This window comes from Streptomyces sp. HB132, from assembly GCF_016909575.1.
Lineage (GTDB): Bacteria > Actinomycetota > Actinomycetes > Streptomycetales > Streptomycetaceae > Streptomyces.
On the sequence record NZ_JAFBGA010000020.1, the window covers coordinates 42882 to 67254 of the forward strand.

General features: G+C 71.3%; 18 protein-coding genes. 14 read left to right on the forward strand and 4 right to left on the reverse strand.

Going from position 1 to position 24373, the window contains the following annotated elements; all coding sequences use genetic code 11:
- Window positions 1-14 precede the first annotated feature (14 nt).
- Window positions 15-1409 (forward strand): sensor histidine kinase, encoded by a 1395-nt coding sequence (locus tag JOC24_RS29870; RefSeq protein ID WP_205023544.1) that lies wholly within the window; start codon window positions 15-17, stop codon window positions 1407-1409.
- 15 nt (window positions 1410-1424) lie between these two features.
- On the opposite strand, the gene JOC24_RS29875 is transcribed toward JOC24_RS29870, so the two are convergent.
- Window positions 1425-2423, reverse strand: a complete 999-nt coding sequence (locus JOC24_RS29875; RefSeq protein WP_205023545.1) for a TAXI family TRAP transporter solute-binding subunit — start codon at window positions 2421-2423, stop codon at window positions 1425-1427.
- Between the two features lie 99 nt (window positions 2424-2522).
- On the opposite strand from JOC24_RS29875, the gene miaB reads away from it, so the two are divergent.
- Both miaB and JOC24_RS29885 read left to right on the forward strand, forming a co-directional pair.
- Window positions 2523-4043 (forward strand): tRNA (N6-isopentenyl adenosine(37)-C2)-methylthiotransferase MiaB, encoded by a 1521-nt coding sequence (miaB, locus tag JOC24_RS29880; protein ID WP_205023546.1) that lies wholly within the window; start codon window positions 2523-2525, stop codon window positions 4041-4043.
- A gap of 14 nt (window positions 4044-4057) precedes the next feature.
- Window positions 4058-4777 (forward strand): class III extradiol dioxygenase subunit B-like domain-containing protein, encoded by a 720-nt coding sequence (locus tag JOC24_RS29885; RefSeq protein ID WP_205023547.1) that lies wholly within the window; start codon window positions 4058-4060, stop codon window positions 4775-4777.
- Between the two features lie 84 nt (window positions 4778-4861).
- On the opposite strand, the gene JOC24_RS29890 is transcribed toward JOC24_RS29885, so the two are convergent.
- Window positions 4862-5107, reverse strand: a complete 246-nt coding sequence (locus tag JOC24_RS29890) for an antitoxin (protein ID WP_205023548.1) — start codon at window positions 5105-5107, stop codon at window positions 4862-4864.
- Window positions 5108-5309: 202 nt separating this feature from the next.
- Between JOC24_RS29890 and miaA the strand changes: the two genes are divergently transcribed.
- From miaA to hflX, 6 genes are all read left to right on the forward strand, one after another.
- Complete coding sequence (miaA, locus tag JOC24_RS29895; protein ID WP_205023549.1) at window positions 5310-6248, forward strand: tRNA (adenosine(37)-N6)-dimethylallyltransferase MiaA; 939 nt, start codon at window positions 5310-5312, stop codon at window positions 6246-6248.
- Between the two features lie 107 nt (window positions 6249-6355).
- Entirely contained in the window at window positions 6356-6793 is a 438-nt protein-coding gene (locus JOC24_RS29900) for a hypothetical protein (protein WP_205023609.1), read from the forward strand.
- Between the two features lie 66 nt (window positions 6794-6859).
- A complete protein-coding gene (gene dapF, locus JOC24_RS29905; RefSeq protein WP_205023550.1) occupies window positions 6860-7732 on the forward strand; it encodes a diaminopimelate epimerase in 873 nt (290 codons plus the stop codon).
- Between the two features lie 140 nt (window positions 7733-7872).
- On the forward strand, window positions 7873-10020 hold the full coding sequence (locus JOC24_RS29910; protein ID WP_205023551.1) for a RelA/SpoT family protein: 2148 nt from the start codon (window positions 7873-7875) through the stop codon (window positions 10018-10020).
- 102 nt (window positions 10021-10122) lie between these two features.
- Window positions 10123-11613, forward strand: a complete 1491-nt coding sequence (locus tag JOC24_RS29915; RefSeq protein ID WP_205023552.1) for a M1 family metallopeptidase — start codon at window positions 10123-10125, stop codon at window positions 11611-11613.
- 132 nt (window positions 11614-11745) lie between these two features.
- Window positions 11746-13266: a GTPase HflX gene (gene hflX, locus JOC24_RS29920; protein WP_205023553.1), complete on the forward strand. Its 1521-nt coding sequence runs from the start codon at window positions 11746-11748 to the stop codon at window positions 13264-13266.
- Window positions 13267-13331: 65 nt separating this feature from the next.
- Here hflX and JOC24_RS29925 read toward each other — a convergent pair whose 3' ends face one another.
- Window positions 13332-14543, reverse strand: coding sequence for a trypsin-like serine peptidase (locus JOC24_RS29925; protein WP_205023554.1), 1212 nt, complete (start codon window positions 14541-14543; stop codon window positions 13332-13334).
- Window positions 14544-14880: 337 nt separating this feature from the next.
- On the opposite strand from JOC24_RS29925, the gene JOC24_RS29930 reads away from it, so the two are divergent.
- Genes JOC24_RS29930 through JOC24_RS29950 form a run of 5 tightly spaced genes read left to right on the forward strand, consistent with a single transcriptional unit; the run spans window position 14881 to window position 22897 of the window.
- Complete coding sequence (locus tag JOC24_RS29930) at window positions 14881-16272, forward strand: diaminobutyrate--2-oxoglutarate transaminase family protein (protein WP_205023555.1); 1392 nt, start codon at window positions 14881-14883, stop codon at window positions 16270-16272.
- Between the two features lie 28 nt (window positions 16273-16300).
- The gene (locus tag JOC24_RS29935) at window positions 16301-18214 is read left to right on the forward strand and encodes an IucA/IucC family protein (protein WP_205023556.1); all 1914 of its coding nucleotides are present in this window, start codon (window positions 16301-16303) and stop codon (window positions 18212-18214) included.
- Between the two features lie 40 nt (window positions 18215-18254).
- Window positions 18255-18974, forward strand: a complete 720-nt coding sequence (locus tag JOC24_RS29940) for a GNAT family N-acetyltransferase (protein WP_205023557.1) — start codon at window positions 18255-18257, stop codon at window positions 18972-18974.
- Window positions 18975-19034: 60 nt separating this feature from the next.
- Window positions 19035-20879: an IucA/IucC family protein gene (locus tag JOC24_RS29945; protein ID WP_205023558.1), complete on the forward strand. Its 1845-nt coding sequence runs from the start codon at window positions 19035-19037 to the stop codon at window positions 20877-20879.
- A 50-nt stretch (window positions 20880-20929) separates the two neighbouring features.
- Window positions 20930-22897, forward strand: coding sequence for an ATP-dependent DNA helicase (locus JOC24_RS29950; protein WP_205023559.1), 1968 nt, complete (start codon window positions 20930-20932; stop codon window positions 22895-22897).
- 148 nt (window positions 22898-23045) lie between these two features.
- Here the strand turns inward: JOC24_RS29950 and lexA are convergent, their stop codons facing one another.
- A complete protein-coding gene (gene lexA / locus JOC24_RS29955; protein ID WP_031089315.1) occupies window positions 23046-23843 on the reverse strand; it encodes a transcriptional repressor LexA in 798 nt (265 codons plus the stop codon).
- Window positions 23844-24373 lie beyond the last annotated feature (530 nt).

Genomic DNA, 24373 nt, shown 5'->3' on the forward strand with positions numbered 1-24373 from the left:
GACGTCCGTTTTCCGTGCGCACCCGCCTGCTCCCCCTGCTCATCGTCCTGATGGCCGCGGTGCTGCTCGCCCTCGGCTTCCCGCTCGCGGTCCGGGTGGCCGCCGCCGAGCAGCAGCGCGTCGTCATCGACCGGATCGACGACACCGCGCGCTTCGGCGCGCTCGCGCAGTTCGTCGACGAACCCCTCGGGGGCACCGAGGAGCGGCAGCGGATCCTGCAGACCGAGCTCGAGGCCTACGACTCCGTGTACGGGATACGGGCCGGGGTCTTCTACCGGGACGACACGGCGCTCGCCAAGGCCCCCGCCTCCTGGTCCCTGCCCGCCGAGGGGGAGGGCAGGGAGGCCTTCGCCGAAGCTCTCCTCGGACGGCGCTCCCACGACCCGCCGCAGGTCTGGCCCTGGCAGAGCAAGCGGATCGCCGTCGCCTCCCCGGTCGTACGTGACGGCGACGTGGTCGCCGTCGTCGTGACCGACTCGCCCACCGGCGACATGCGGTCGCGGACGCTGCGGGGCTGGCTGCTCATCGCCCTCGGCGAGGCCGTGGCCATGCTGGTGGCGCTCGGTGCCGCGTTCCGCCTCACCGGGTGGGTGCTGCTTCCCGTACGGGTCCTGGACGCGGCCACACACGACATCGCGAGCGGCAGGATGAGATCCCGGGTCGCCGCGTCCGGCGGGCCGCCGGAGCTCCGGCGCCTCGCCCGTTCGTTCAACGAGATGGCCGACAACGTCGAGGACGTGCTGGAGCAGCAGCGCGCCTTCGTCGCCGACGCCTCGCACCAGCTGCGCAACCCGCTCGCCGCGCTGCTGCTCAGGATCGAGCTCCTCGCACTCGAACTCCCCGAAGGCAACGAGGAGATCGCCTCGGTCCGCACGGAGGGCAAGCGCCTCGCCCAGGTCCTCGACGACCTGCTGGACCTGGCGCTGGCCGAGCACACGGAAGCGGATCTCCAGCTCACGGACGTCGCCGCACTCACCGGCGAACGGGTCGCTTCATGGCGCCCGCTGGCCGAGGACAAGGGCGTACGGCTGACGCTGGACGGGGCGCCCGCGGTGACCGGCTGGGCGGACCCGATCGCCCTGTCCAGCGCACTGGACGCGGTCATCGACAACGCGCTGAAATTCACCCCGCGGGGCGAGGAGGTCCTGGTCACGGTGGGATCCGACGGCGACGGTGCCACGGTCGTCGTCGCGGACCGGGGGCCCGGCCTGACCGAGCAGGAGCTCGAACGCGTCGGCGACCGCTTCTGGCGCAGCGGCCGGCACCAGAACATCAAGGGGTCCGGCCTCGGACTCTCCATCTCGCGTGCCCTGCTCGCGGCGGGCGGCGGAACGATCCGCTACGACACGCACGAGCCGCACGGACTGCGGGTGACGGTCACGGTGCCCCGTAACCCTCCGCACGCGTGAGCCCGCGCCGAGGCGTCAGGGTTTGGCCGAGCGGTAGTAGCGGCTGGCACCCTCGTGCAGCGGCAGCGGATCGGTGTAGATCGCCGTCCGCAGATCCACCAGCTGCGCCGAGTGAACCTCGCGGCCTATCCGGTCCCGGCTGTCGATCACGGTCCGGGTGAACGCCTCGGTCATCAGCGGATCCGTACGGTCCGTGGTGATCAGCAGGTTGGAGACCGCGACCGTGGGGACGGCCTGCCCCTGCTGCGCGTGCGCATAGGCGTCGGCCGGCATCACGGCCGAGCGGTAGTAGCGCGTGGACCCGCCGGCCGCCTGGAGCGCGGTGACCAGTGTCTCCTCCAGCGGTACCAGCCGGATCGCGAACTTCTCCGAGAGATCCTGCACCGCTCCGGTCGGCAGCCCCCCGGACCAGAAGAAGGCGTCCAGCCGGCCGTCCGTCAGCCGCGCCGGCATCGTGTCGATCCCGGCGTGGACGGGTGTGATGTCCGCGGTCGGGTCGAGGCCCGCCGCCTTCATCAGCCGGTCCGCGACGAGAAGCACTCCCGACCCCTTCTGCCCCACACCGACCCGCTTGCCGCGCAGATCGGCGACCTTGCGGACCCCGGAGTCCCGGGGCACGACCAGCTGGACGTAGTCGTCGTACAGCCGTACGCAGCCGCGCAGCCGCTCGCTGCCCGGTTTCCCGCTCCGCAGGTAGGTCGACACGGCGTCCGCGGTGGCGATGGTGAAGTCGGCCTTCCCGGCCGCCACCCGTTCGATGTTCTGCTGGGAGCCCTCGCTGGTCCGCAGCTGTATCGAGACCTTGGGCATGTCCTTGGCCAGCGCGCCCTCGAGCCGCTGCCCGTAACGCTGGTAGACCCCGCTCCGTACCCCGGTGGAGAACGTGAGCGAACCGCTCGGCTCCTCCTTCCCGAGCGGGAGCACCCACCACAGCAGCAGTCCGAGCACGACGACGAAGGCGGCGCCCCCCTGAAGGGTGCGGCGCCGGTCGAACCGGGACAGTGCGTGCAGCATGGCGCGATCCTGCCAGGCTGTGCCCCGTCCTGGCCAGGCCTGATCCGGGGCACGGGCTCCGGCGGCGGGAGCGGAGCCGCCACCGCCTACCCTTGTCCCATGACCAGCGGCAACCGGAGCGAAGCAGTGGACGTCCAGAAGAGCTACGAGGTACGCACCTACGGGTGCCAGATGAACGTCCACGACTCCGAACGCTTGTCGGGACTGCTGGAGGACGCCGGATACGTGCGCGCCCCGCAGGGCTCCGACGGTGACGCGGACGTCGTGGTCTTCAACACCTGCGCGGTGCGTGAGAACGCCGACAACAAGCTGTACGGCAACCTCGGCCGTCTGGCCCCCATGAAGACGAAGCGCCCCGGGATGCAGATCGCCGTCGGCGGCTGCCTCGCGCAGAAGGACCGCGACACCATCGTGCGCCGGGCCCCCTGGGTGGACGTCGTCTTCGGCACGCACAACATCGGCAAGCTGCCGGTGCTCCTGGAGCGTGCCCGGGTCCAGGAGGAGGCGCAGGTCGAGATCGCCGAGTCCCTGGAGGCGTTCCCCTCGACGCTGCCCACCCGCCGTGAGTCCGCGTACGCCGCGTGGGTGTCGATCTCCGTGGGCTGCAACAACACCTGCACCTTCTGCATCGTCCCGGCACTGCGGGGCAAGGAGAAGGACCGCCGCACCGGCGACATCCTGGCCGAGATCGAGGCCCTCGTGGCCGAAGGCGTCAGCGAGATCACGCTGCTCGGCCAGAACGTCAACGCCTACGGTTCCGACATCGGCGACCGGGAGGCCTTCTCCAAGCTGCTCAGGGCGTGCGGCACGATCGAGGGCCTGGAGCGCGTCCGCTTCACCTCACCCCACCCGCGCGACTTCACCGACGACGTGATCGCGGCGATGGCCGAGACGCCGAACGTGATGCCCCAGCTGCACATGCCGATGCAGTCCGGTTCGGACACCGTCCTCAAGGCCATGCGCCGTTCGTACCGGCAGGAGCGCTTCCTCGGGATCATCGAGAAGGTGCGCGCGGCCATGCCGGACGCCGCGATCTCCACCGACATCATCGTCGGCTTCCCCGGGGAGACCGAGGAGGACTTCGAGCAGACCATGCACGCCGTGCGCGAGGCCCGCTTCGCGAACGCCTTCACCTTCCAGTACTCCAAGCGCCCCGGGACACCCGCCGCCGAGATGGAGGGGCAGATCCCCAAGGAGGTCGTCCAGGAGCGCTACATGCGCCTGTCCGCCCTCCAGGAGCAGATCTCCTGGGACGAGAACAAGAAGCAGGTCGGCCGCACCCTGGACGTCATGGTCGCGGAGGGCGAGGGCCGCAAGGACGGCGCCACGCAGCGGCTCTCCGGCCGCGCTCCCGACAACCGCCTGGTCCACTTCACCAAGCCGGCGCAGGACGTACGCCCCGGCGACGTCGTGACCGTCGAGATCAGCTACGCCGCCCCTCACCACCTGCTCGCCGAGGGCGCGCCCCTGGGCGTCCGGCGCACGCGGTCCGGGGACGCCTGGGAGAAGCGCAACGCGGCTCCTGCCGACGGGCCCGCCGGAGTGATGCTCGGCCTGCCGGGCATCGGCGCCCCCGCCCCGCTGCCCGTGGCCGCCACTCCGGGATGCGGCTGCGACTGAGTACGCTGACCGGCATGCTTGTCGCCGCCGCCGTCTGCCCCTGCCCGCCGCTGCTGGTCCCCGAGGTGGCCGCGGGAGCCGGGCCCGAGCTCGACGCCGCGAGGAACGCGTGCCTCGACGCGGTGGGCGTGCTCGCCGCCGCGAAACCGGATCTGCTGATCGTGGCCGGGCCCGCGGGACAGGACGAGCAAGGTCCGTTCCCCGCCGGCTCGGCCGGCTCCTTCGCCGGGTTCGGCGTCGGTCTGACCGTGCGGCTGGGTGAGGCGCCCGCCGGATCCCCCGCACCGCGACGTCCGCTCCCGGCGTCGCTCGCCGTCGGCGCCTGGCTGCTCGAGCGGGCCCGGTGGGGCGGCGCCCCGGTCGACGGGATCGGTGTGGAGAAGCGGCTCGCCACGGGCGGCTGCCTGCGGGCCGGAGCCGACCTGGCGGTCAGGGCTGAGCGGGTGGCCCTGCTGGTCATGGGCGACGGCAGCGCCTGCCGCACGGTCAAGGCGCCCGGCTATCTGGACGAGCGGGCGGCGGACTTCGACGCTGCCGCCGTCCGTGCGCTGGGCAGTGCGGACCTGGCGGCGCTGAGCGCCCTGGACCCCTCGCTCGCGTACGAACTGAAGGCGGCGGGCCGGGCGCCCTGGCAGGTGCTCGCGGGCGCGGCCCGGGGAGCCGGTCTCGAGGGGCGGTTGCTGTACGAGGACGCCCCGTACGGTGTCGGCTACGCCGTCGCAGCCTGGTCGTGATCCGCGTCCGGTCCCTCGACCGGACATGACCGAGGGCCGCGGAGCGACTGCGCTCCACGGCCCTCGGTGCCGCCGGGACCCGGGTCAGGACGCGGGCGGCGTAGGCGGCGTGCCGCCCTCGTTCTTGTGGCCCAGGCGGTCGACCGCGTCCTTGGCCTTCTGCGTGCCTGACACGATCTTGTCGCTGTACTTGCCCTTGGTCCTCTGGTCGACCGTGCGGGCGGCCTTGTCGAGACCCTGGTCGATCTTGCCCCCGTGCTGCTGCGCGAGGTCGCCGACCTTCTCCTTGGCCGGGGCCAGCTTGGCCTTCAGGTTGTCCAGGAAACCCATGGGTCACCTTCCGTGCTGGGGGGACTGTGGTCACATTTTACTCGTCTGTGAGCAATCGCGCGTCACTCGCCGTACTCGTTCCGCACGGAGCCGCGAGGGGAGGCACCCGCCGGGACGAAGCGGAAGTCCCTGCCGAACGGGCGGGGAGGCCGCTCACTCTCCGCCGTTCGGGACGTGTCCGGAAGTTTGGGAGACTGTCCCCGTGAGAAGACCAGCTCCCACCCCCCGCGTCATCACCGTCGTCGGTCCCACCGCTGCCGGAAAGTCCGATCTGGGAGTCTTCCTCGCCCAGCAGCTCGGTGGCGAGGTGGTCAACGCCGACTCCATGCAGCTCTACCGGGGCATGGACATCGGCACCGCGAAGCTGACTCTTCCCGAGCGTGCCGGCGTGCCCCACCACCTGCTGGACATCTGGGACGTCACCGAGGCCGCCAGCGTCGCCGAGTACCAACGGCTCGCCCGGACCGAGATCGACCGGTTGCTTGCCGAAGGACGCACTCCCGTCCTCGTGGGCGGTTCGGGCCTCTATGTGAAGGGCGCGATCGACGCCCTCGAATTCCCGGGGACGGACCCGGACGTACGCGCACGCCTCGAACAGGAGCTGGCGGAGCGCGGCTCCGGTGCCCTGCACGCCCGGCTCGCCGCGGCGGACCCGGAGGCCGCCCGCGCCATCCTGGCGAGCAACGGGCGCCGTATCGTCCGCGCCCTGGAGGTCATCGAGATCACGGGCAAGCCCTTCACGGCCAACCTCCCGGGTGACGAAGCGGTCTACGACGCCCTTCAGATCGGGGTCGACGTCGAGCGCCCGGAACTCGACGAACGGATCCGGTCCCGCGTGGACCGGATGTGGGAGGCCGGGCTCGTCGACGAGGTGCGCGACCTCGAGGCCCGCGGGCTGCGGGAGGGACGCACCGCCTCGCGTGCCCTCGGCTACCAGCAGGTGCTGGCGGCCCTGGCGGGGGAGTGCACCGAGGACGAGGCGCGCATCGAGACGGTACGCGCCACCAAACGCTTCGCGCGTCGCCAGGACTCCTGGTTCCGGCGCGACCCGCGCGTCCGGTGGCTGAGCGGTGCGGAGGAACGGCGCGGGGAACTCCCGCACCGGGCGCTGGCGTTGGTCGAACGGGCGGTCACAGCCTGATCACGTGATGGCATCGGGAAGCTCCGCCCGTCATTTCGGCGGCCGGTGCCGTGCCATCATCGAGCGACGATCGACCAGTGGAGTCCGAGTTGGGAGGGCGCGTGGCGATGGAGGCCGGCCCTCGCGACACAGACCGGGACACACCGGAGACGCGGCATGAGGCAGGACGTCTGAGCCCTGACGGGCCGGACGAGCTCGAGGTGAACGCCGAGGTCGAGGTCGAGCTCCGCCCCGCCCGTCGCCTGCGGATCTGGCAGCTCGCGCCGATCGTGGTGCTGGCGGCGGTCGGCTCCCTGATGTTCGCCTTCCCGCTCGCCTTCGAGTTCGGGGGCGGTGGTGCCGTGGTGGCGATGCTGGGACTTCTCATCAGCTGCTGCGCCGCGGGCTGGGGCATGATGGCCGCACGCCGCGTGGGCCACACCTGGCCCGGTCTGACGACCAGCGGCCCGGGCGAACGCCCCGACTGGCGCGTGGTCGCGCTCTACGTGGCCGCATGCGCCGTACTGGTGGCCCTGGCCGTCTGGCGCGTGGCCCGCCTCCGCTGACACGCGCGGGGCGCACGCCGGGCCCCGGCCCGGCGGACCGGTGGCACGGCCTCGTACAGTTGATCCGTGAGCACTTCGCAGATCACCTTCCTCAAGGGCCACGGCACCGAGAACGACTTCGTGATCGTTCCGGATCCGGACAACGCCCTCGACCTGCCGGTCTCCGCCGTCGCCCGGCTCTGCGACCGCCGGGCGGGCATCGGCGGCGACGGACTGCTGCACGTCGTACGGTCCTCGGCGCACCCCGACGCCGAAGGCATGGCGGGCGAGGCCGAGTGGTTCATGGACTACCGCAACGCCGACGGATCGGTCGCCGAGATGTGCGGCAACGGGGTGCGTGTCTTCGCGCGCCATCTGCAGCGCGCCGGGTTCGTCACCGTAGGAGATCTGGCCGTCGCGACCCGGGGCGGGGTCAAGCGGGTGCACATCGCCGAGGACGGCGACATCACGGTCTCCATGGGGCGGGCGGAGCTCCCCGGTGCCGGAGTCACGGTCACCCTGGACGGCCGCAGCTGGGACGCCCGGAACGTGAACATGGGCAATCCGCACGCCGTCGCGTTCGTCGAGGACCTGGACCACGCCGGAGACCTGTTCTCCGTACCGCCGTTCAGCCCGCAGTCCGTCTACCCGGACGGGGTCAACATCGAGTTCGTCGCGGACCGGGGCCCGAGGCACGTCGCTGTGCGCGTCCACGAGCGCGGCTCCGGCGAGACACGCTCCTGCGGGACGGGCGCCTGTGCCGTGGCCGTCGCCACAGCACGCAGGGACGGTGTGGACCCGGCGCTGACCGGGGCGCCGGTCACATACACGGTGGACCTCCCCGGGGGCACCCTGGTGATCACCGAACACCCCGACGGCGGGGTCGACATGACGGGTCCCGCGGTCATCGTCGCCGAGGGTGTGATCGACCCCGTGTGGATCGAAACGATGATCGGTTAGAGCTTCGCTCGAATGGGTGATCCGTTTCACGCTGGGCGAGAGCGGGACTGCGCCACGTGGTGGGGCCGATAGCATCAAGCACCGGCCCGGGGGTGTATCCGCACCCCTTCCCCGCCGGTCGACGTCGCCGGAGGTGCCCCATGAGCGCAGAGGCCGCCAATCCAGGTGCTCCCCTTCGCAAGCGCGGTCGCGCGCGGATCGATCTGCGCAGGCTGAGCCGTGTCGCCCTGCTCGGGCCGGTCTCCCGTGACCGGCTTCCCGACGCCATCGGGCACGTGGCGGAGGCGCACCGCGCGCACCATCCGGACGCCGATCTGACCATTCTGAGCAGGGCTTACATCCTCGCCGAGTCCTCCCACCGCGGCCAGATGCGCAAGAGCGGTGAGCCCTACATCACCCATCCCCTCGCGGTCACCCTGATCCTCGCCGAGCTCGGCGCGGGGACGACGACCCTGACGGCCTCCCTGCTCCACGACACGGTCGAGGACACCGAGGTGACGCTCGATCAGGTGCGGGAGGAGTTCGGCGACGAGGTCTGCTATCTGGTCGACGGCGTCACCAAGCTCGAGAAGGTCGACTACGGAGCCGCCGCCGAGCCCGAGACCTTCCGTAAGATGCTCGTCGCCACCGGGAACGACGTCCGCGTCATGTCGATCAAGCTGGCCGACCGGCTGCACAACATGCGGACCCTCGGTGTCATGCGCCCCGAGAAGCAGGCCAGGATCGCCAAGGTCACCCGCGACGTGCTCATCCCGCTCGCCGAACGCCTCGGTGTCCAGGCGCTCAAGACGGAGCTCGAGGACCTCGTCTTCGCGATCCTGCACCCGGAGGAGTACGAACGCACCCGGGCCCTGATCTCCGCCTGGGGCGATGCGCAGGGCCCGCTCACGGAGATCGCCGACGGCGTCAGGTCGACCCTGCGGGAAGCCGGTATCAGCGCCGAAGTGCTCATCAGGCCGCGTCACTTCGTCTCGGTGCACCGGGTGAGGGCCAAACGCGGCGATATGCGGGGCACCGACTTCGGACGGCTGCTGGTGCTCGTCGGCGAGGACGCCGACTGCTACGCGGTTCTGGGCGAACTGCACACCTGTTTCACCCCGGTGATCTCCGAGTTCAAGGACTTCATCGCGGCTCCCAAGTTCAACCTCTACCAGTCGCTGCACACGGCGGTCGTCGGCCCCGACGGCGCGGTCGCCGAGGTCCTCATCCGCACGCACCGTATGCACACGGTCGCCGAGGCGGGTGTCGTGGCACTCGGCAATCCCTACGCCCAGGACGGCACGACCGCCGCGCACCAGGCCGAGCCCGCCGACGGCGAACGCGCCGACCCGACCAGGCCCGGCTGGCTCTCCCGCCTCCTGGACTGGCAGGAAGCAGCGACCGACTCCGACACGTTCTGGGCCACGCTCCGCGCGGACCTCGCACAGGACCGGGAGATCACGGTCTTCCGCACCGACGGCGGGACGCTCGGGCTGCCCGCCGGCGCCAGCTGCGTCGACGCCGCGTACGCGCAGTACGGCGAAGAGGCGCACGGTTGCATCGGAGCCCACGTCAACGGCCGGCTGGCCACGCTCGGCACCGCGCTGAACGACGGCGACACCGTGCAGTTGCTGCTGGCCCAGGACGCCTCGTCCGGCCCCTCCCCGGAGTGGCTCGACCACGCGCGCACCCCCACCGCCCGGATCGCGATCACCGCGTGGCTCCAAGCCCATCCCGAGGGTGCGCAAGGGACCCACAAGAGCCGGCCGGACGCTCCGAGGCCGCCGGCCCAGCCCGCCGACGACGCTCCGGGCAGCCGGTCCGCGGCGGCCGGCCGGGCTCCCTCCGTGGCCGTCGGAACACCCGGCGCGCCTGTACGTCTCGCGGGCTGCTGCACCCCCGTCCCGCCCGACCGCATCACCGGATTCACGGTGCGCGGCGGGGCCGTCACCGTGCACCGCGACGAGTGCCCGGCGGTGGCCCGCATGCGGGCCGTCGGCCGGACGGCTGTCGAGGCCCGCTGGAACGATCCGGACGGTAGGAGCGGCACCACCGACTACCGGGTCACGCTCGTCGCGGAGTCCTTCGGACGCCCCCGGCTCCTCGCCGATCTCACTGAGGCCATCGCCACCGCGGAGGCGGCCATCGTGTCGGCGACCGTCGAACCGCCCAGTGAGCAGCGCGTACGGCACACCTACACACTGCAACTGCCGGACGCGGCAGGCCTGCCGGGCCTCATGCGGGCCATGCGCGACGTACCCGGCGTCTACGACGTGAGCCGCGCCCAGCAGCCCGCCGCCACGGGCTGACCCCTGTTCCGACCCACTCCCTTCCGCTTCCCGGCGGCCCCGTTCGGGTGGTGCGGCGCGCGCCACCCCCGTGTGGAGAGCGCGCGCTGGTAGCCGTAGTCCATGCCGCTCACCTCCCGCCGACTGCGTGCCGCTCTGCTGGCCACCGCGTCGGTCACCCTCGTCGCCGCCGCTCTGCCCGCACCCGAGCCGCTGGGCATCGGCGACCGCCTGTTCCCGCACCTCGGCAATCCCGGCTACGACGTCCTCTCGTACGACATCTCGCTCACCTACGAGGGCAGCAACAACAAGCCCCTCGAAGCCGTCACGACGATCGACGCGCGGACCACCGAACCCCTGGAACGCATCAATCTCGACTTCGCCCGGGGTGCCGTCCGCTCCGTCGAAGTCGACGGGCGGAACTCCGAGTTCGCCACCGCGGGCGAGGACCTGGTCGTCGACGCGCCGTCCCGCATCCCGGCTGGCACCCCTGTACGGGTCACCGTCCGGCACACGAGCGACCCCTCCGGGGACCAGGCCGACGGGGGCTGGGTCCGGACCGCCGACGGCCTCGCGATGGCCAACCAGGCCGACGCCGCACACCGGGTCTTCCCCGGCAACGACCACCCCGCCGACAAGGCGTACTTCACCTTCCGGGTGACCGCGCCGAAGAACCTCACGGTCGTGGCGGGCGGCCTTCCCGCGGGAAAACGGGACCACGCGGGCGCGACCACCTGGACCTACCGCACCGAGCACCCGATGGCGACGGAACTCGCCCAGGTGTCCATCGGACGCTCCGCCGTCCTGCACCGCACCGGACCCGGCGGACTGCCGGTCCGGGACGTCGTACCCGCGGCCGACCGCGAGAAGCTCGGGCCCTGGCTGAAGAAGACCCCGGCGCAGCTGGCGTGGATGGAGGAACAGGTCGGCCCGTATCCGTTCGAGACGTACGGACTCCTGGTCGCGGACACCGAGACGGGCTTCGAGCTGGAGACCCAGACCCTCTCCCTCTTCGAGCGCTCCCTGTTCACCGGGACCGGGTATCCCGAGTGGTACGTCGACTCGATCATGGTGCACGAGCTCGCCCACCAGTGGTTCGGCAACAGCGTCTCCCCGCGATCCTGGTCCGATCTGTGGCTCAGCGAGGGACACGCGACCTGGTACGAGGCCCGCTACGCCGAGGAGCACGCGCAGAAGCCGATGGAGCGGCGCATGCGTGAGGCCTACGCCCGCTCCGACGCCTGGCGTGCCGCGGGCGGGCCGCCCGCCCGCCCCGACGTCCCCACGCCCGACCACAAGATCAGCCTGTTCCGCCCCGTCGTGTACGACGGGAGCGCACTCCTCCTGTACGCCCTGCGCGAGGAGATCGGCGAGGCCGCGTTCGACCGCCTGGAGCGGACCTGGGTGCGGGCCCACCGGGACGGATCGGCGACCACCCGGCAGTTCACGTCCCTGGCCGCGAGGATCGCCGGCCGGGACCTGACGGCATTCTTCGAAGGGTGGCTGTACGGCAGGAAGACCCCGCCGATGCCGGGACACCCGGACTGGCGCAGCGGGACGCCGCGCGACGCCGCAGAAGGGAAGAGCCCCGCGCCGGCACGGAAACCCGAGTGACGGGCCGGGCGGGGACGTGCCACCATCGACGCGTCGGTGCAGCGGCCGGCCGGTGAATCGCCCCGTGGGAATCTTCCGGCTGTGTCACGCGTTGTGACTGACGAATCAGACTTCTATCGACGTAAGGATCCAATGACCTCCTCTTCCTCCCTTCCCCAGGACGCGCAGGACGCGCGGAGCGCCACGGAAGCCACCTCCGAGAGCTTCAATGAGAGCCTTCGGGCCGACGCCCTGATGGAAGAGGACGTCGCCTGGAGCCACGAGATCGACGGGGAGCGGGACGGCGAACAGCTCGACCGTTCCGAGCGCGCGGCGTTGCGCCGTGTGGCAGGCCTCTCCACCGAGCTCGAAGACGTCACCGAGGTCGAGTACCGGCAGCTGCGCCTCGAGCGCGTGGTGCTCGTCGGCGTCTGGACATCGGGGACCGTCCACGACGCGGAGATCTCCCTCGCGGAGCTCGCCGCCCTCGCCGAGACGGCCGGCGCCCAGGTGCTCGACGCCGTCTTCCAGCGGCGCGACAAGCCGGACCCGGCCACCTACATCGGCTCGGGCAAGGCGCTGGAACTGCGTGACATCGTTCTCGAATCCGGGGCCGACACCGTCGTCTGCGACGGTGAGCTCAGCCCCGGCCAGCTGATCCATCTGGAAGACGTCGTCAAGGTCAAGGTGGTCGACAGGACCGCCCTGATCCTCGACATCTTCGCCCAGCACGCCAAGTCCCGTGAGGGCAAGGCACAGGTGTCGCTGGCACAGATGCAGTACATGCTCCCGCGCCTGCGCGGCTGGGGGCAGTCGCTGTCCCGTCAGATGGGCGGCGGCGGGTCCAGCGGCGGTGGCGGCATGGCCACCCGTGGTCCCGGTGAGACCAAGATCGAGACGGACCGTCGACGGATCCGCGAGAAGATGGCGAAGATGCGCCGGGAGATCGCGGAGATGAAGACCGGCCGCGAGATCAAGCGCCAGGAGCGCAAGCGCAACAAGGTGCCCTCGGTGGCGATCGCCGGATACACCAACGCGGGCAAGTCCTCACTGCTCAACCGGCTGACCGGCGCGGGCGTCCTCGTGGAGAACGCCCTGTTCGCGACCCTCGACCCGACCGTGCGCCGGGCCGAGACGCCGAGCGGCCGTATCTACACCCTGGCCGACACCGTGGGCTTCGTGCGGCACCTGCCCCACCACCTGGTCGAGGCCTTCCGCTCCACCATGGAGGAGGTCGGCGAATCCGACCTGATCCTGCACGTGGTGGACGGCTCCCACCCGGTGCCGGAGGAGCAGCTCGCCGCCGTGCGCCAGGTGATCCGGGAAGTCGGCGCGGTCGACGTACCCGAGGTCGTCGTGATCAACAAGGCGGACGCTGCGGATCCGCTCGTGCTGCAGCGCCTGCTGCGCACCGAGAAGCACGCGATCGCGGTGTCGGCGCGGACCGGTGCCGGTATCGACGAGCTCCTCGCGCTCATCGACGCCGAGCTGCCGCGGCCTTCCGTGGAGATCGAAGCGCTCGTGCCCTACACCCAGGGCGGTCTCGTCTCCCGGGTGCACGCCGAGGGTGAGGTGATCTCCGAGGAGCACACGCCGGAGGGCACACTGCTCAAGGCGCGGGTGCACGAGGAGCTCGGATCGGACCTCGCGGCCTTCGCTCCGGTGCCGCACTGACGCGGTGAACGCACAGGAGGCCGGGTTCCCCTTCCCGAGGGGGCCCGGCCTCCTGCGTGCGGTCCCTACTGTCCCGCGTACTTCTTGCTCACGGCCTTGTAGACGCCCTCGGCCTCCTTGCCCAGGCGGGGTCCTGCCAGCCAGCCGGCCGTCACCGGGCCGATGGAGGTGTTGGAGACCAGAGCCGGCTTACCGTCCTGGCCCTTCGCGACCCAGCCGCCGCCGGAGGATCCACCGGTCATCGTGCACCCGATGCGGTACATCGTGGGCTGCTGCTCGAAGACGGTCAGGCGGCCGGGCCGGTCCGTGCACCGGAGCGCCTTCTGGCCGTCGAACGGCGGGGCCGCCGGATAGCCGGTGGCCGTCATGCTGTCGATCTCAGGGACGGCCGGGGCGCTGAAGTCGACCGGAAGCGCCGAACCGACGGTCTCCTCCAGGGACTTGCCCGTCGAGCCCTTCTCCGGAGCGACCTGCAGCACGGCGAAGTCGTACGGTGCGCCCTGGCCACCGGTCGCGGCACCCTGACTGATCCACTGGTCGGAGGTCTGCGCCCACTGGCCCCACCACACGCCGTAGGGAGCGATCTGCTCCTTGGACGCGTTCTCCAGCTCCGCCGTCGACATGCCGCTGTCGTTGTAGGAGGGGACGAAGGCGATGTTGCGGTACCAGCCGCCGTTCTTGCCGGCGTGCACACAATGCCCGGCGGTCCACACCATGTTGGACTTGCCCGGACGAGCCGGGTCCTGCACCACGGTCGCCGAGCAGACCATCGAGCCCTCGGGGCCGTCGAACAGGAGCTTTCCGGACTCGGGGGCGCTGCCGTGGTACGGCGTCTGCACGCCGGCGGCCTCGACCGGTGCCGGGGTCGGGTCCGTCACGCCCTCGTCGCCGGAGATGTCGGGGTCGACGGGGTTCTCCGGCGGCTTGTCGGCATCACGCATCCGGTCGGGGTCCCAGAGGTCCTCGATGATCGGATTGACGTAGTCCTTGGCCTCACGCAGCCAGGTGTCCTTGTCCCAGTTCTTCCACTCGCCGTCCCGCCACTTGTCGAGATCGATCCCGTGCTCCTTGAGCCGGTCCTTGAGGTCGTCCGGGATGACGACCTTCCCGTCGGGGGACTGGCCGGTGGCACTGCCAGGCTCGGCGGCCGCGCCGTCCTCCTCGGGCCCGCAGGCGGTGGCGGTGAGCGTGAGGACAGCGGCGAGGGCGGCTGCGGCGAACACCCGGGGGGCCCGACGCAGGCTCCCCCCGAGGTGTGCGGTATCGGTCGGGCGCATGGGTCGCATCTGGGATCCCCCTGGGACTTCGTCACTGACTTCGTTGCCGCACTGCGGACTCGGGGCGGGCGGCCCTGCCCTGTGGGCCGGGGAACGTCGCCCCGGAGCGCGGCTCCGTCCGTGGTGCGGCCCCTACTATGCCGGTGCCGTTGGGGACGGTGCGCGGCAGGTCCACGGTTCCGCCTGCGCAAGGATCTTCCGATTTACCCGTGATCTCCCGTGTTCCGCGTCGTTGGTACGTACGGGGAACACCCGGACGGCGTTCATCGGCGCGGTCCGTCCCCGGGGGACCGCACCGAGGTGCAACGCAACTGTTACCGCAGGAGGACCGACAGCCGTGGCCGTGACCGAACCAGCTCCGGTGGCAGCTTCCCCCGCGCACGAAGGGATCCTGAGGCGCCAGGCGCTACGGGAGTCCGCCGCCCGCACCTATGCGCGGTCCCTGCCGATCGTGCCCGTGCGCGCGCGGGGCATGACGATCGAGGGAGCCGACGGGCGGCGCTACCTCGACTGTCTGTCAGGAGCCGGCACGCTGGCCCTCGGCCACAACCACCCGGTGGTGCTCGAAGCCATCAGGAAGGTCATCGACTCCGGCGCGCCGCTGCACGTGCTCGATCTCGCCACCCCCGTCAAGGACGCCTTCACGACCGAGCTGTTCGCCACCCTGCCCAGGGAACTGGCCGACAACGCGCGGATCCAGTTCTGCGGTCCGGCGGGCACGGACGCCGTGGAGGCGGCGTTCAAGCTGACCCGGGCGGCGAGTGGACGCAGCGAACTCCTGGCGTTCACCGGCGCGTACCACGGCATGACCGCCGGTGCCCTGGCCGCCTCCGGCGGTGCCACGGACGTGCGGGTGACGCGACTGCCCTTCCCCCAGAACTACCGCTGCCCCTTCGGAGCCGGCGGGGAACGCGGCGCGGACATCGCCGCGCACTGGACCGAGTACCTCCTGGACGACCCCAGGAGCGGAGTACCCGCTCCGGCCGCCATGATCCTGGAACCCGTCCAGGGCGAGGGCGGGGTGAATCCCGCCCCCGACGGCTGGATGCGCCGGATGCGGGAGATCACGCAGGAGCGTTCCATCGCCCTGATCGCTGACGAGGTACAGACCGGCGTCGGCAGGACCGGTACCTTCTGGGCGGTCGAACACAGCGGTATCGTGCCCGACGTGATGGTGCTCTCGAAAGCCATCGGCGGCTCGCTGCCCCTCGCGGTGATCGTCTACCGCTCCGAGCTCGATCTCTGGCCGCCCGGTGCCCACGCGGGCACGTTCCGGGGCAACCAGCTCGCCATGGCGGCCGGTGCCGCGACCCTCGCGTACGTACGCGAGAACGGGCTCGCCGAGCGCGCGGGGACGTTGGGCGCACGCATGATCGCCAGGCTCCAGGCGCTGAGCGCGGACCATCCGAGCATCGGCGACGTCCGGGGCCGCGGTCTCATGATCGGCATCGAGCTCGTGGATCCCGGGGCCGAACCGCTCGACGTCACCGCCGAGAACGGCTCCGCCCCGCCGCCCGATCCCGCCCTCGCCGCCGCGGTGCAGCAGGAATGCCTACACCGCGGCCTCATCGTCGAACTCGGTGGACGACACAGCGCAGTGGTCCGACTGCTCCCTCCCCTCACTCTCACCGACGAACAGGCGACGGCGGTCGTCGACCGCCTCGCCGACGCGCTGAGAGCGGCCGAGCGCTCTTCGTACCGCCGGGCCGCTGCCGGGCCGACCCGCTGATCCCGGACCCCCCAGAAGGAAGACCGCCGTGAACCCCACCCCCGCGCCCGAGGCCGACGGCCCCCTGACCAGTCAGCAGCGAGGACACGACCTGCCGGAGGGCCAACTCGCCGTCGAGTCGACGACCGTGCCGCGCCAGAAGGCCGGCCCGCACGGAACCCCGGGCCCTGGCACGGACACCCCCGCGGTCGCCGTCCCGGCTGACCGCCCCGGCCACACCGAGCCGGATCCGCTGGACGATCCCGACCCGTTCCGGGCAGCGGACTCGGCCGGGACGGAGAACCTGCTGCGCTGCTGGACCAGGGAGAACGACCTGCCCCGTCCGTCAGGAAGCACACTGCGCATTCCGCTCCCCGAGAGCGGTACCGCCCTGATCGTCCAGGTGACCCACTGGTCCGCGACGGGCCTGCACCGCTTCGGGACACCGGTCCTGGAGAACGCTCCCGCCGGCGCCCCGGGCGTCGACGCCGTCACCGTGGCCGCACTGCTGAGCCGTGAGTGCGAGCGGAACGCCGGGACCGACCTGGTGGCCAGGGTGGCCGACTCCGTACGGCACACGGCGACCTTCATCGCGGGCCGGCGCCGCACCCCCACCGCGTCGCCCGAGGCCGACCTCTTCCTCACCGCCGAGCAGTCCCTCGTCCTCGGCCACCCCCTGCACCCCACGCCCAAGAGCCGCGAAGGGCTCTCCGAATCCGAGACGCTGCTCTACTCACCCGAGCTGCGCGGTTCCTTCCCGCTCCACTGGATGGCCGTGGACCGCTCCGTGCTGGCCACCGAGTCCACCTGGACGAAGGCCGGCAGGACCATTTCCGCGGAGGCTCTCCTCGCACCCCACGCCGAGGGCCTGAGTCTCCCGGAAGGGGCTGCGGCGCTCCCGCTCCATCCCTGGCAGGCGGCGGAGGTCCTCCGCCGCCCCGAGGTCGTCTCCCTGTGCGAGAAGGGCCTCCTGCACGACCTCGGTCCCTACGGGGAGCGCTGGCATCCCACGTCCTCCGTCCGCACCGTGCACCGCCCCGGCTCCGACCTGATGCTCAAGCTGTCCCTGGGCGTACGCATCACCAACTCCCGCCGGGAGAACCTTCGCAAGGAGCTCCACCGCGGAGCCGAGGTCCACCGGCTGCTGCGCACCGGACTGGCGGAGCGGTGGCAGGCGGCGCACCCCGGCTTCGACATCGTCCGCGACCCCGCCTGGCTGGCCGTGGACCACCCGGACGGCAGTCCCGTGTCCGGGCTCGACGTGATGCTCCGTCACAACCCGTTCGGACCGGCCGACGACGCGGTGTGCATCGCCGGACTCACCGCTCCCCGTCCGTGGCCCGGCCGTCCGGGCACGCACTCGCGGCTCTCCGACACGATCTCCTCGCTGGCCGCCCGCACGGGCAGGACGACCGGGGCCGTGTGCGCCGAATGGTTCCTGCGCTACCTCGACCGCGTCGTCCTCCCCGTCCTCTGGCTCGACGCACACGCCGGCGTCGCCCTCGAGGCACACCAGCAGAACACGATCGTGCTCCTCGACGCGGACGGCTGGCCCGTCGGCGGCAGGTACCGCGACAACCAGGGCTACTACTTCCGGGAATCCCACCGGTCCGCGCTCGAGCACCGGCTCCCGGGCATCGGCGCCGTCAGCGACACCTTCGTCTCCGACGCCGTCACGGACGAGCGGCTCGCCTACTACCTCGGCATCAACAACGTGTTCGGGCTGATCGGCGCCTTCGGTTCCCAGCGGCTCGCCGACGAGGAGCTGCTCCTCGCCGCGTTCCGCCGCTTCCTCGAAGGCGCCGCCCCACTGGGCTCCCCCCTGCCCGCCTACTTGCTGGAGACCGGCAAGCTCCGCTGCAAGGCCAACCTGCTGACCCGGATGCACGGCCTCGACGAACTCGTCGGGCCGGTCGACACCCAGTCCGTGTACGTGTCCTTGACCAACCCGCTGCACGCCTGAGAGACACGACCGACCGAACACACGAGAGGGGAGCGTCACGGTGAGTCGAGCCGATGCCGACACCGGGACCGGTGGCGTCCCGCCCGCCGCCACCGGCACCGAGGACACCCTGGAGCTGCGGCTCACGGAGGAGCTTCTCGCCGTGCTCGGAGACGTCCCCGCGGCGACCGCCGCGGGGACCGACGCCTCCGCTCTCGTGGGCGACCCCGGCGCGTGGCGGCCGGTCACGACCCCCGCCGGCGTGTTCCGACTCGTCGTGGTGGAACGGGAACGCGATCTCTCGGTGATCAGCCGCTGGATGAACGACCCGGCGGTCGCCGCCTTCTGGGAGCTCGCCGGGCCGGACTCGGTCACCGACGCCCACCTACGCCGACAACTGGCGGGCGACGGCCGAAGCATTCCGTGCCTCGGCGTCCTGGGCGGTACGCCCATGAGCTACTGGGAGATCTACCGGGCGGACCTGGACCCGCTGGCCCGGCACTACCCGGCGCGACCCCACGACATGGGGGTCCACCTCCTCATCGGCGGCGTGGGCAATCGCGGACGGGGCATCGGCACCGTGCTTCTCAGAGCGGTCGCCGACCTCGTCCTGGACAACCGTCCGCTCTGCGGCCGTGTGGTCGCCGAGCCGGACCTGCGTAACACGCCCTCCGTCTCCGCCTTCCTGGGCGCCGGCTTTCGCTTCTGTGCGGAAGTGGACCTTCCCGACAAGCGCGCCGCCCTGATGGTCCGTGACCGAGCCCACCGTGAACACCTGTGAAGAACTCGCCGCACCGAACAGCCCGCTCGAACCCCATCGGTCCCACCCGGAGGAGTCCACGTGCCGACATATCCTGCGAGCCACCATCCGGCGAAACCGCCCGCGCCACTCGACCGTCCGGAACTCGACCGGGCCGCCTGGGACCGGGCGGCGGTGAGGCTCCTCGCCAAGATGCTCGGTGAGTTCGCCTACGAGGAGATCATCGAGCCGACGCCCCGGACGGACGGCGGCGCCGAACGGACCGGCGACTACACGGTGCCGCTCGACGACGGCGCGGACCTGAGCTTCCACGCCCGGCGCGGTGTCTACGGCAGCTGGCGCGTCGACCCGGCGACGATCCGCGAGGGCAGCGCCACAGGTGCCGGGGGCATCCCCTTCCGCGACCCCCTGCGATTCCTCGCCCGCGGCAGCGGACTCCTCGGACTCGACGGGGCCACGCTCGCCCACCTCATCCGTGAACTCACCGCCACACTCGCCGCCGACGTCCGCCTCGACCGCACCGCGCTCCGTGCGTCGCAGCTCGCCGAACTCCCGTACGCCGAGCTCGAGGGACACCAGACCGGGCATCCCTGGCTCGTGGCGAACAAGGGCCGCCTAGGCTTCTCCGCCGCCGACGCCGCCCGCTTCACGCCGGAGGCCCGGACGGCCGCCGTACTGCCCTGGATCGCCGTCAGCACCCGCATAGCCGGTTACCGGGGAGTGGGGCAGCTCACCACCCCCGAAGACCTCTACGACCAGGAACTGGACCCGCGCGTCCGGGAGTCGTTCGCCGCGATCCTGCGCGGACGGGCCCTCGACCCGGCGGACTACCTGTTCCTTCCCGTGCATCCGTGGCAGTGGGACGAGTGGATCATCCCCCTCTTCGCCCCCGCGATCGCGGACGGCGACATCGTGCTGCTGCACCCCGACGACGACCTGCGACTGCCGCAGCAGTCCATCCGCACCTTCACCAATGTGGGACGGCCCGACCGGCACACGGTCAAACTCCCCCTGTCGATCCTCAACACCCTCGTCTGGCGTGGCCTGCCCACCGAGCGCACGCTCGCCGCCCCGGCCGTCACCGCATGGGTCCAGGGGCTGTGCGAGGGCGATCCGTTCCTCCGTGACACCTGTGGCGTCGTCCTGCTCGGCGAGGTCGCCTCGGTGGCCGTCGAGCACCCGTTCTACGACCGCCTCCCGGAGTCGCCGTACCAGTTCAAGGAGATCCTCGGAGCGATCTGGCGGGAGCCCCTCCAGCCACGGCTCGTACCCGGGGAACGGGCCCGCACGCTGGCCTCCCTGCTGCACACGGACCCGGAGGGCCGCGCGTTCACCGCAGAGCTCGTCGCCCGCTCGGGTCTGACCCCCGCCGCCTGGCTGACGAGGCTCTTCGCCGCCCTGCTGCCCCCGCTGCTGCACTTCCTCTACCGTTACGGCACGGTGTTCTCCCCGCACGGCGAGAACGCCATCGTCGTCTTCGACGAGAACGACGTGCCGGTACGCCTCGCGATCAAGGACTTCGTCGACGACGTGAACGTCAGCAGGCGGCCGCTGCCCGAGCACGACACGATGCCCGCGGACGTCCGGGGCGTCCTGCTCACGGAGGAACCCTCCTTCCTCACCCAGTTCATCCACTCGGGGCTCTTCGTGGGCGTCTTCCGCTACCTCTCCCCGCTGTGCGAGGAGCAACTGGACGTGCCGGAGGGTGAATTCTGGTCACTCGTCCGTGCCGAGATCCTGAGGCACCACGCCCGCTTCCCCGACCTCAAGGAGCGGTTCGAGATCTTCGACATGCTGACGCCGACGATCGAGCGCCTGTGTCTCAACCGCAACCGTCTGCATCTGGACGGCTACCGCGACCGGTCGCAGCGGCCGCACGCCGCCGTCCACGGCAGCGTCCCCAACCCGCTCCACCCCTCCGCGTGAGGCCGGGAGCGATCGGTGTTGTCGGTGGGGCGCCGTAGGGTGGACGCGCTATGACGAAGCCATCTCTTCCCGACCTCCTGCACGCCGCCGTCGCCGCCGTCGGCGGCACGGAACGGCCCGGCCAGGTCTCCATGGCCGAGGCCGTCGCCGAGGCCGTCGACGACAACGCCCACCTGCTCGTGCAGGCCGGCACCGGCACGGGCAAGTCCCTGGGCTATCTGGTGCCGGCGCTGGCCCACGGCGAGCGGGTGGTGGTGGCCACCGCGACGCTGGCCCTCCAGCGCCAGCTGGTGGAGCGGGACCTCCCGCGTACGGTCGACGCGCTGCACCCGCTGCTGCGCCGTCGGCCGCAGTTCGCCATGCTCAAGGGCCGCTCGAACTACCTCTGTCTCCACCGGCTCCACGAGGGTGCGCCGCAGGACGAGGAGGAGGGGCTCTTCGACCAGTTCGAGGCGGCCGCCCCGTCGAGCAAGCTGGGCCAGGACCTGCTGCGCCTGCGCGACTGGTCGGACGAGACGGAGACCGGCGACCGGGACGACCTGACACCCGGTGTCTCGGACCGCGCCTGGTCGCAGATCTCCGTCTCCTCGCGTGAGTGCCTCGGCGCGACGAAGTGCGCGTACGGCGCCGAGTGCTTCGCGGAGGCGGCCCGGGAGCGGGCCAAGCTCGCCGATGTCGTCGTCACCAACCACGCCCTGCTCGCGATCGACGCGATCGAGGGCGCCCCTGTGCTCCCCAAGCACGAGGTACTCATCGTCGACGAGGCCCATGAGCTGGTCTCCCGGGTCACCGGTGTGGCCACGGGCGAGCTCACCCCCGGCCAGGTGAACCGAGCGGTTCGCCGTGCGGCGAAGCTGGTCAACGAGAAGGCGGCCGACGCCCTGCTGACCGCGTCGGAAGGGTTCGAGCGTGTCATGGAGCTGGCGCTTCCAGGGCGTCTCGAAGAGGTGCCGGAAGACCTGGGTTACGCGCTGATGGCGCTGCGCGACGCCGCGCGTACGGTGATCTCCGCCCTCGGCGGCACCCGGGACAAGTCCGTCCAGGACGAGGACGCGGTGCGCAAGCAGGCCATGGCGTCCGTCGAGTCCATCCACAGCGTCGCGGAGCGCATCACACAGGGCTCCGAGTACGACGTCGTCTGGTACGAGCGTCACGACCGCTTCGGGGCGTCGGTCCGGATCGCGCCGCTCTCCGTGTCCGGGCTGCTGCGCGAGAAGCTGTTCGCCGAGCGGTCGGTTGTGCTGACCTCGGCCACGCTCAAGCTCGGCGGCGACTTCAACGGGGTGGGTGCGTCGCTGGGACTCGCGCCCGAGGGCATGGCGGGCGACGACGTCCCGCAGTGGAAGGGCCTCGACGTCGGCTCGCCCTTCGACTACCCGAAACAGGGCATTCTGTATGTCGCCCGGCACCTGGCCACGCCAGGCAGGGAAGGCTCCCGCACCGACATGCTCGATGAGCTCGCCGAGCTGGTGGAGGCGGCGGGCGGCCGCACCCTGGGACTGTTCTCCTCCATGCGGGCGGCCCAGGCGGCGGCCGAGGAACTGCGCGGCCGCCAGGACAAGCCGATCCTGCTGCAGGGAGAGGAGACCCTGGGCGAGCTGATCAAGAACTTCGCGGCCGACCCGGAGACCTGTCTGTTCGGGACGCTGTCCCTGTGGCAGGGCGTCGATGTGCCCGGCACGAGCTGTCAGCTCGTGGTCATGGACCGGATTCCCTTCCCCCGGCCGGACGACCCGCTGATGAGCGCCCGCCAGAAGGCGGTCGAGGAAGCCGGCGGGAACGGGTTCATGGCGGTGGCGGCGACCCACGCGGCGCTGCTGATGGCGCAGGGCGCGGGCAGGCTCGTCCGGGCCATGGGCGACAAGGGTGTGGTCGCGGTGCTGGACCCCCGACTGGCCAACGCCCGTTACGGGAGCTATCTACGCGCCTCCCTGCCGGACTTCTGGTACACCACCGACCGCAACCAGGCACGGCGGTCACTCGCTGCCATCGACGCGGCCGCCAAGACCGCGGAGTGAGCGAAAGGCGGGCCGCAGGGGAACCATCGGGCGGCCCGCCGCAGGGCCGGGGCCTTGCCTGCCCGGCTCCGGGAAGGTCCGTGGGCGCGTTACAGGGCTCCGGGGTCGACGAAGCGGTCCCGGAGCCCTGTAACGCACCCGGCAGCGTTCAGACCCGCCGCAGCACCGCCACGACCTTGCCCAGGATCGTCGCCTCGTCACCGGGGATCGGCTGATAGGCGGAGTTGTGCGGGAGCAGCCACACATGGCCGTCCTCGCGCTTGAAGCGCTTGACCGTCGCTTCGCCGTCCAGCATGGCTGCCACGATGTCGCCGTTCTCCGCCACGGGCTGGCGGCGCACCGTGACCCAGTCCCCGTCCATGATCGCCGCCTCGATCATCGAGTCACCGACGACCTTCAGCACGAAGAGCTCACCGTCACCGACGAGCTGGCGGGGGAGCGGGAAGACGTCCTCGACGGACTCCTCGGCGAGGATGGGCCCGCCGGCGGCGATCCGGCCGACCAGCGGCACGTACGACGCTGCGGGCTTGCCGGTGGTGTCCGTCGGCTGCGAGGTGGGCTGGTCCGAGCCCCGGACCTCGTACGCGCGGGGTCGGTGAGGGTCACGGCGCAGGAAGCCCTTGCGCTCGAGGGCCATCAGCTGGTGGGCGACGGACGATGTGCTGGACAGCCCCACCGCCTGACCGATCTCGCGCATCGACGGGGGATAACCGCGCCTCTGTACGGAATCCCGGATCACCTCGATCACGCGCCGCTGCCGGTCCGTGAGCCCCGAACTGTCCGCCCTGATTCCTGGGGGACGGCCGGGCAAGGAGCGTGCGGGTCGCGTGGGTTCCGGACCCTCCGCGTTCATGACTGAGTCATTCATGGCATGCACCGGCTCAAGTCGGCCCTGGGAGCGGTGGTCCTGGGCAGTGATGGTGGCGCTGTCTGCGGTGGTGGTCACGTCGGCCCCTCTCGAATGGTCTCCCTGGTTAGGCAACGGTAGTAGCTTTCGAAAGGTTGCGCCAAACACACGTTCGAGTGAAAAACAAATAAAGGGCCGCCGCGGACCTGTCGAGGGGTGTATGTGCTGTAGCGGTGGACCGGAACGGGGCGGTGGATCCGGAGGATCACGCTAGCGTTCCGTCGGTCCGCCGCCCTCTGCGGGGGTGTGTCCCGGGTGTGCTGTGAGGGGGGTCCGCGGGTCGTGCCCCGGGTCCGCCGCCGGGGGCCCGCGGCCCGGAGGGCCGTGCGTTTCCCGTACCCTCGTGCCGGGCCGTAAGCTGCCCGCCGACCCCCGCCGCAGCGCGACACGCGCGGAGGGTGGGAGTGGAGCAAAACCCTAGATGTAGTGGTTGCATTGCTCGTGCCGCCCATAAGTAGTGGTCCCCGGTTCAACGGGGTCGGGTTCATCGCCTATGCTTGCGAGTGTCCTCAGGGGCCCCGAACGGGGCACGGAGGGCCATTCAGTCGTGCTGTGAAGGAGGGTTCGGA

Bases quoted from the DNA above. Each gene is read 5' to 3' on its own strand.
- miaB (WP_205023546.1), top strand. From the start codon at position 2,523: ATGACCAGCGGCAACCGGAGCGAAGCAGTGGACGTCCAGAAGAGCTAC.
- hflX (WP_205023553.1), top strand. From the start codon at position 11,746: ATGACCTCCTCTTCCTCCCTTCCCCAGGACGCGCAGGACGCGCGGAGC.
- JOC24_RS29875 (WP_205023545.1), bottom strand. From the start codon at position 2,423: ATGCTGCACGCACTGTCCCGGTTCGACCGGCGCCGCACCCTTCAGGGG.
- JOC24_RS29900 (WP_205023609.1), top strand. From the start codon at position 6,356: ATGGAGGCCGGCCCTCGCGACACAGACCGGGACACACCGGAGACGCGG.
- JOC24_RS29890 (WP_205023548.1), bottom strand. From the start codon at position 5,107: ATGGGTTTCCTGGACAACCTGAAGGCCAAGCTGGCCCCGGCCAAGGAG.
- JOC24_RS29950 (WP_205023559.1), top strand. From the start codon at position 20,930: ATGACGAAGCCATCTCTTCCCGACCTCCTGCACGCCGCCGTCGCCGCC.
- JOC24_RS29915 (WP_205023552.1), top strand. From the start codon at position 10,123: ATGCCGCTCACCTCCCGCCGACTGCGTGCCGCTCTGCTGGCCACCGCG.
- JOC24_RS29910 (WP_205023551.1), top strand. From the start codon at position 7,873: ATGAGCGCAGAGGCCGCCAATCCAGGTGCTCCCCTTCGCAAGCGCGGT.
- JOC24_RS29925 (WP_205023554.1), bottom strand. From the start codon at position 14,543: ATGCGCCCGACCGATACCGCACACCTCGGGGGGAGCCTGCGTCGGGCC.
- JOC24_RS29885 (WP_205023547.1), top strand. From the start codon at position 4,058: ATGCTTGTCGCCGCCGCCGTCTGCCCCTGCCCGCCGCTGCTGGTCCCC.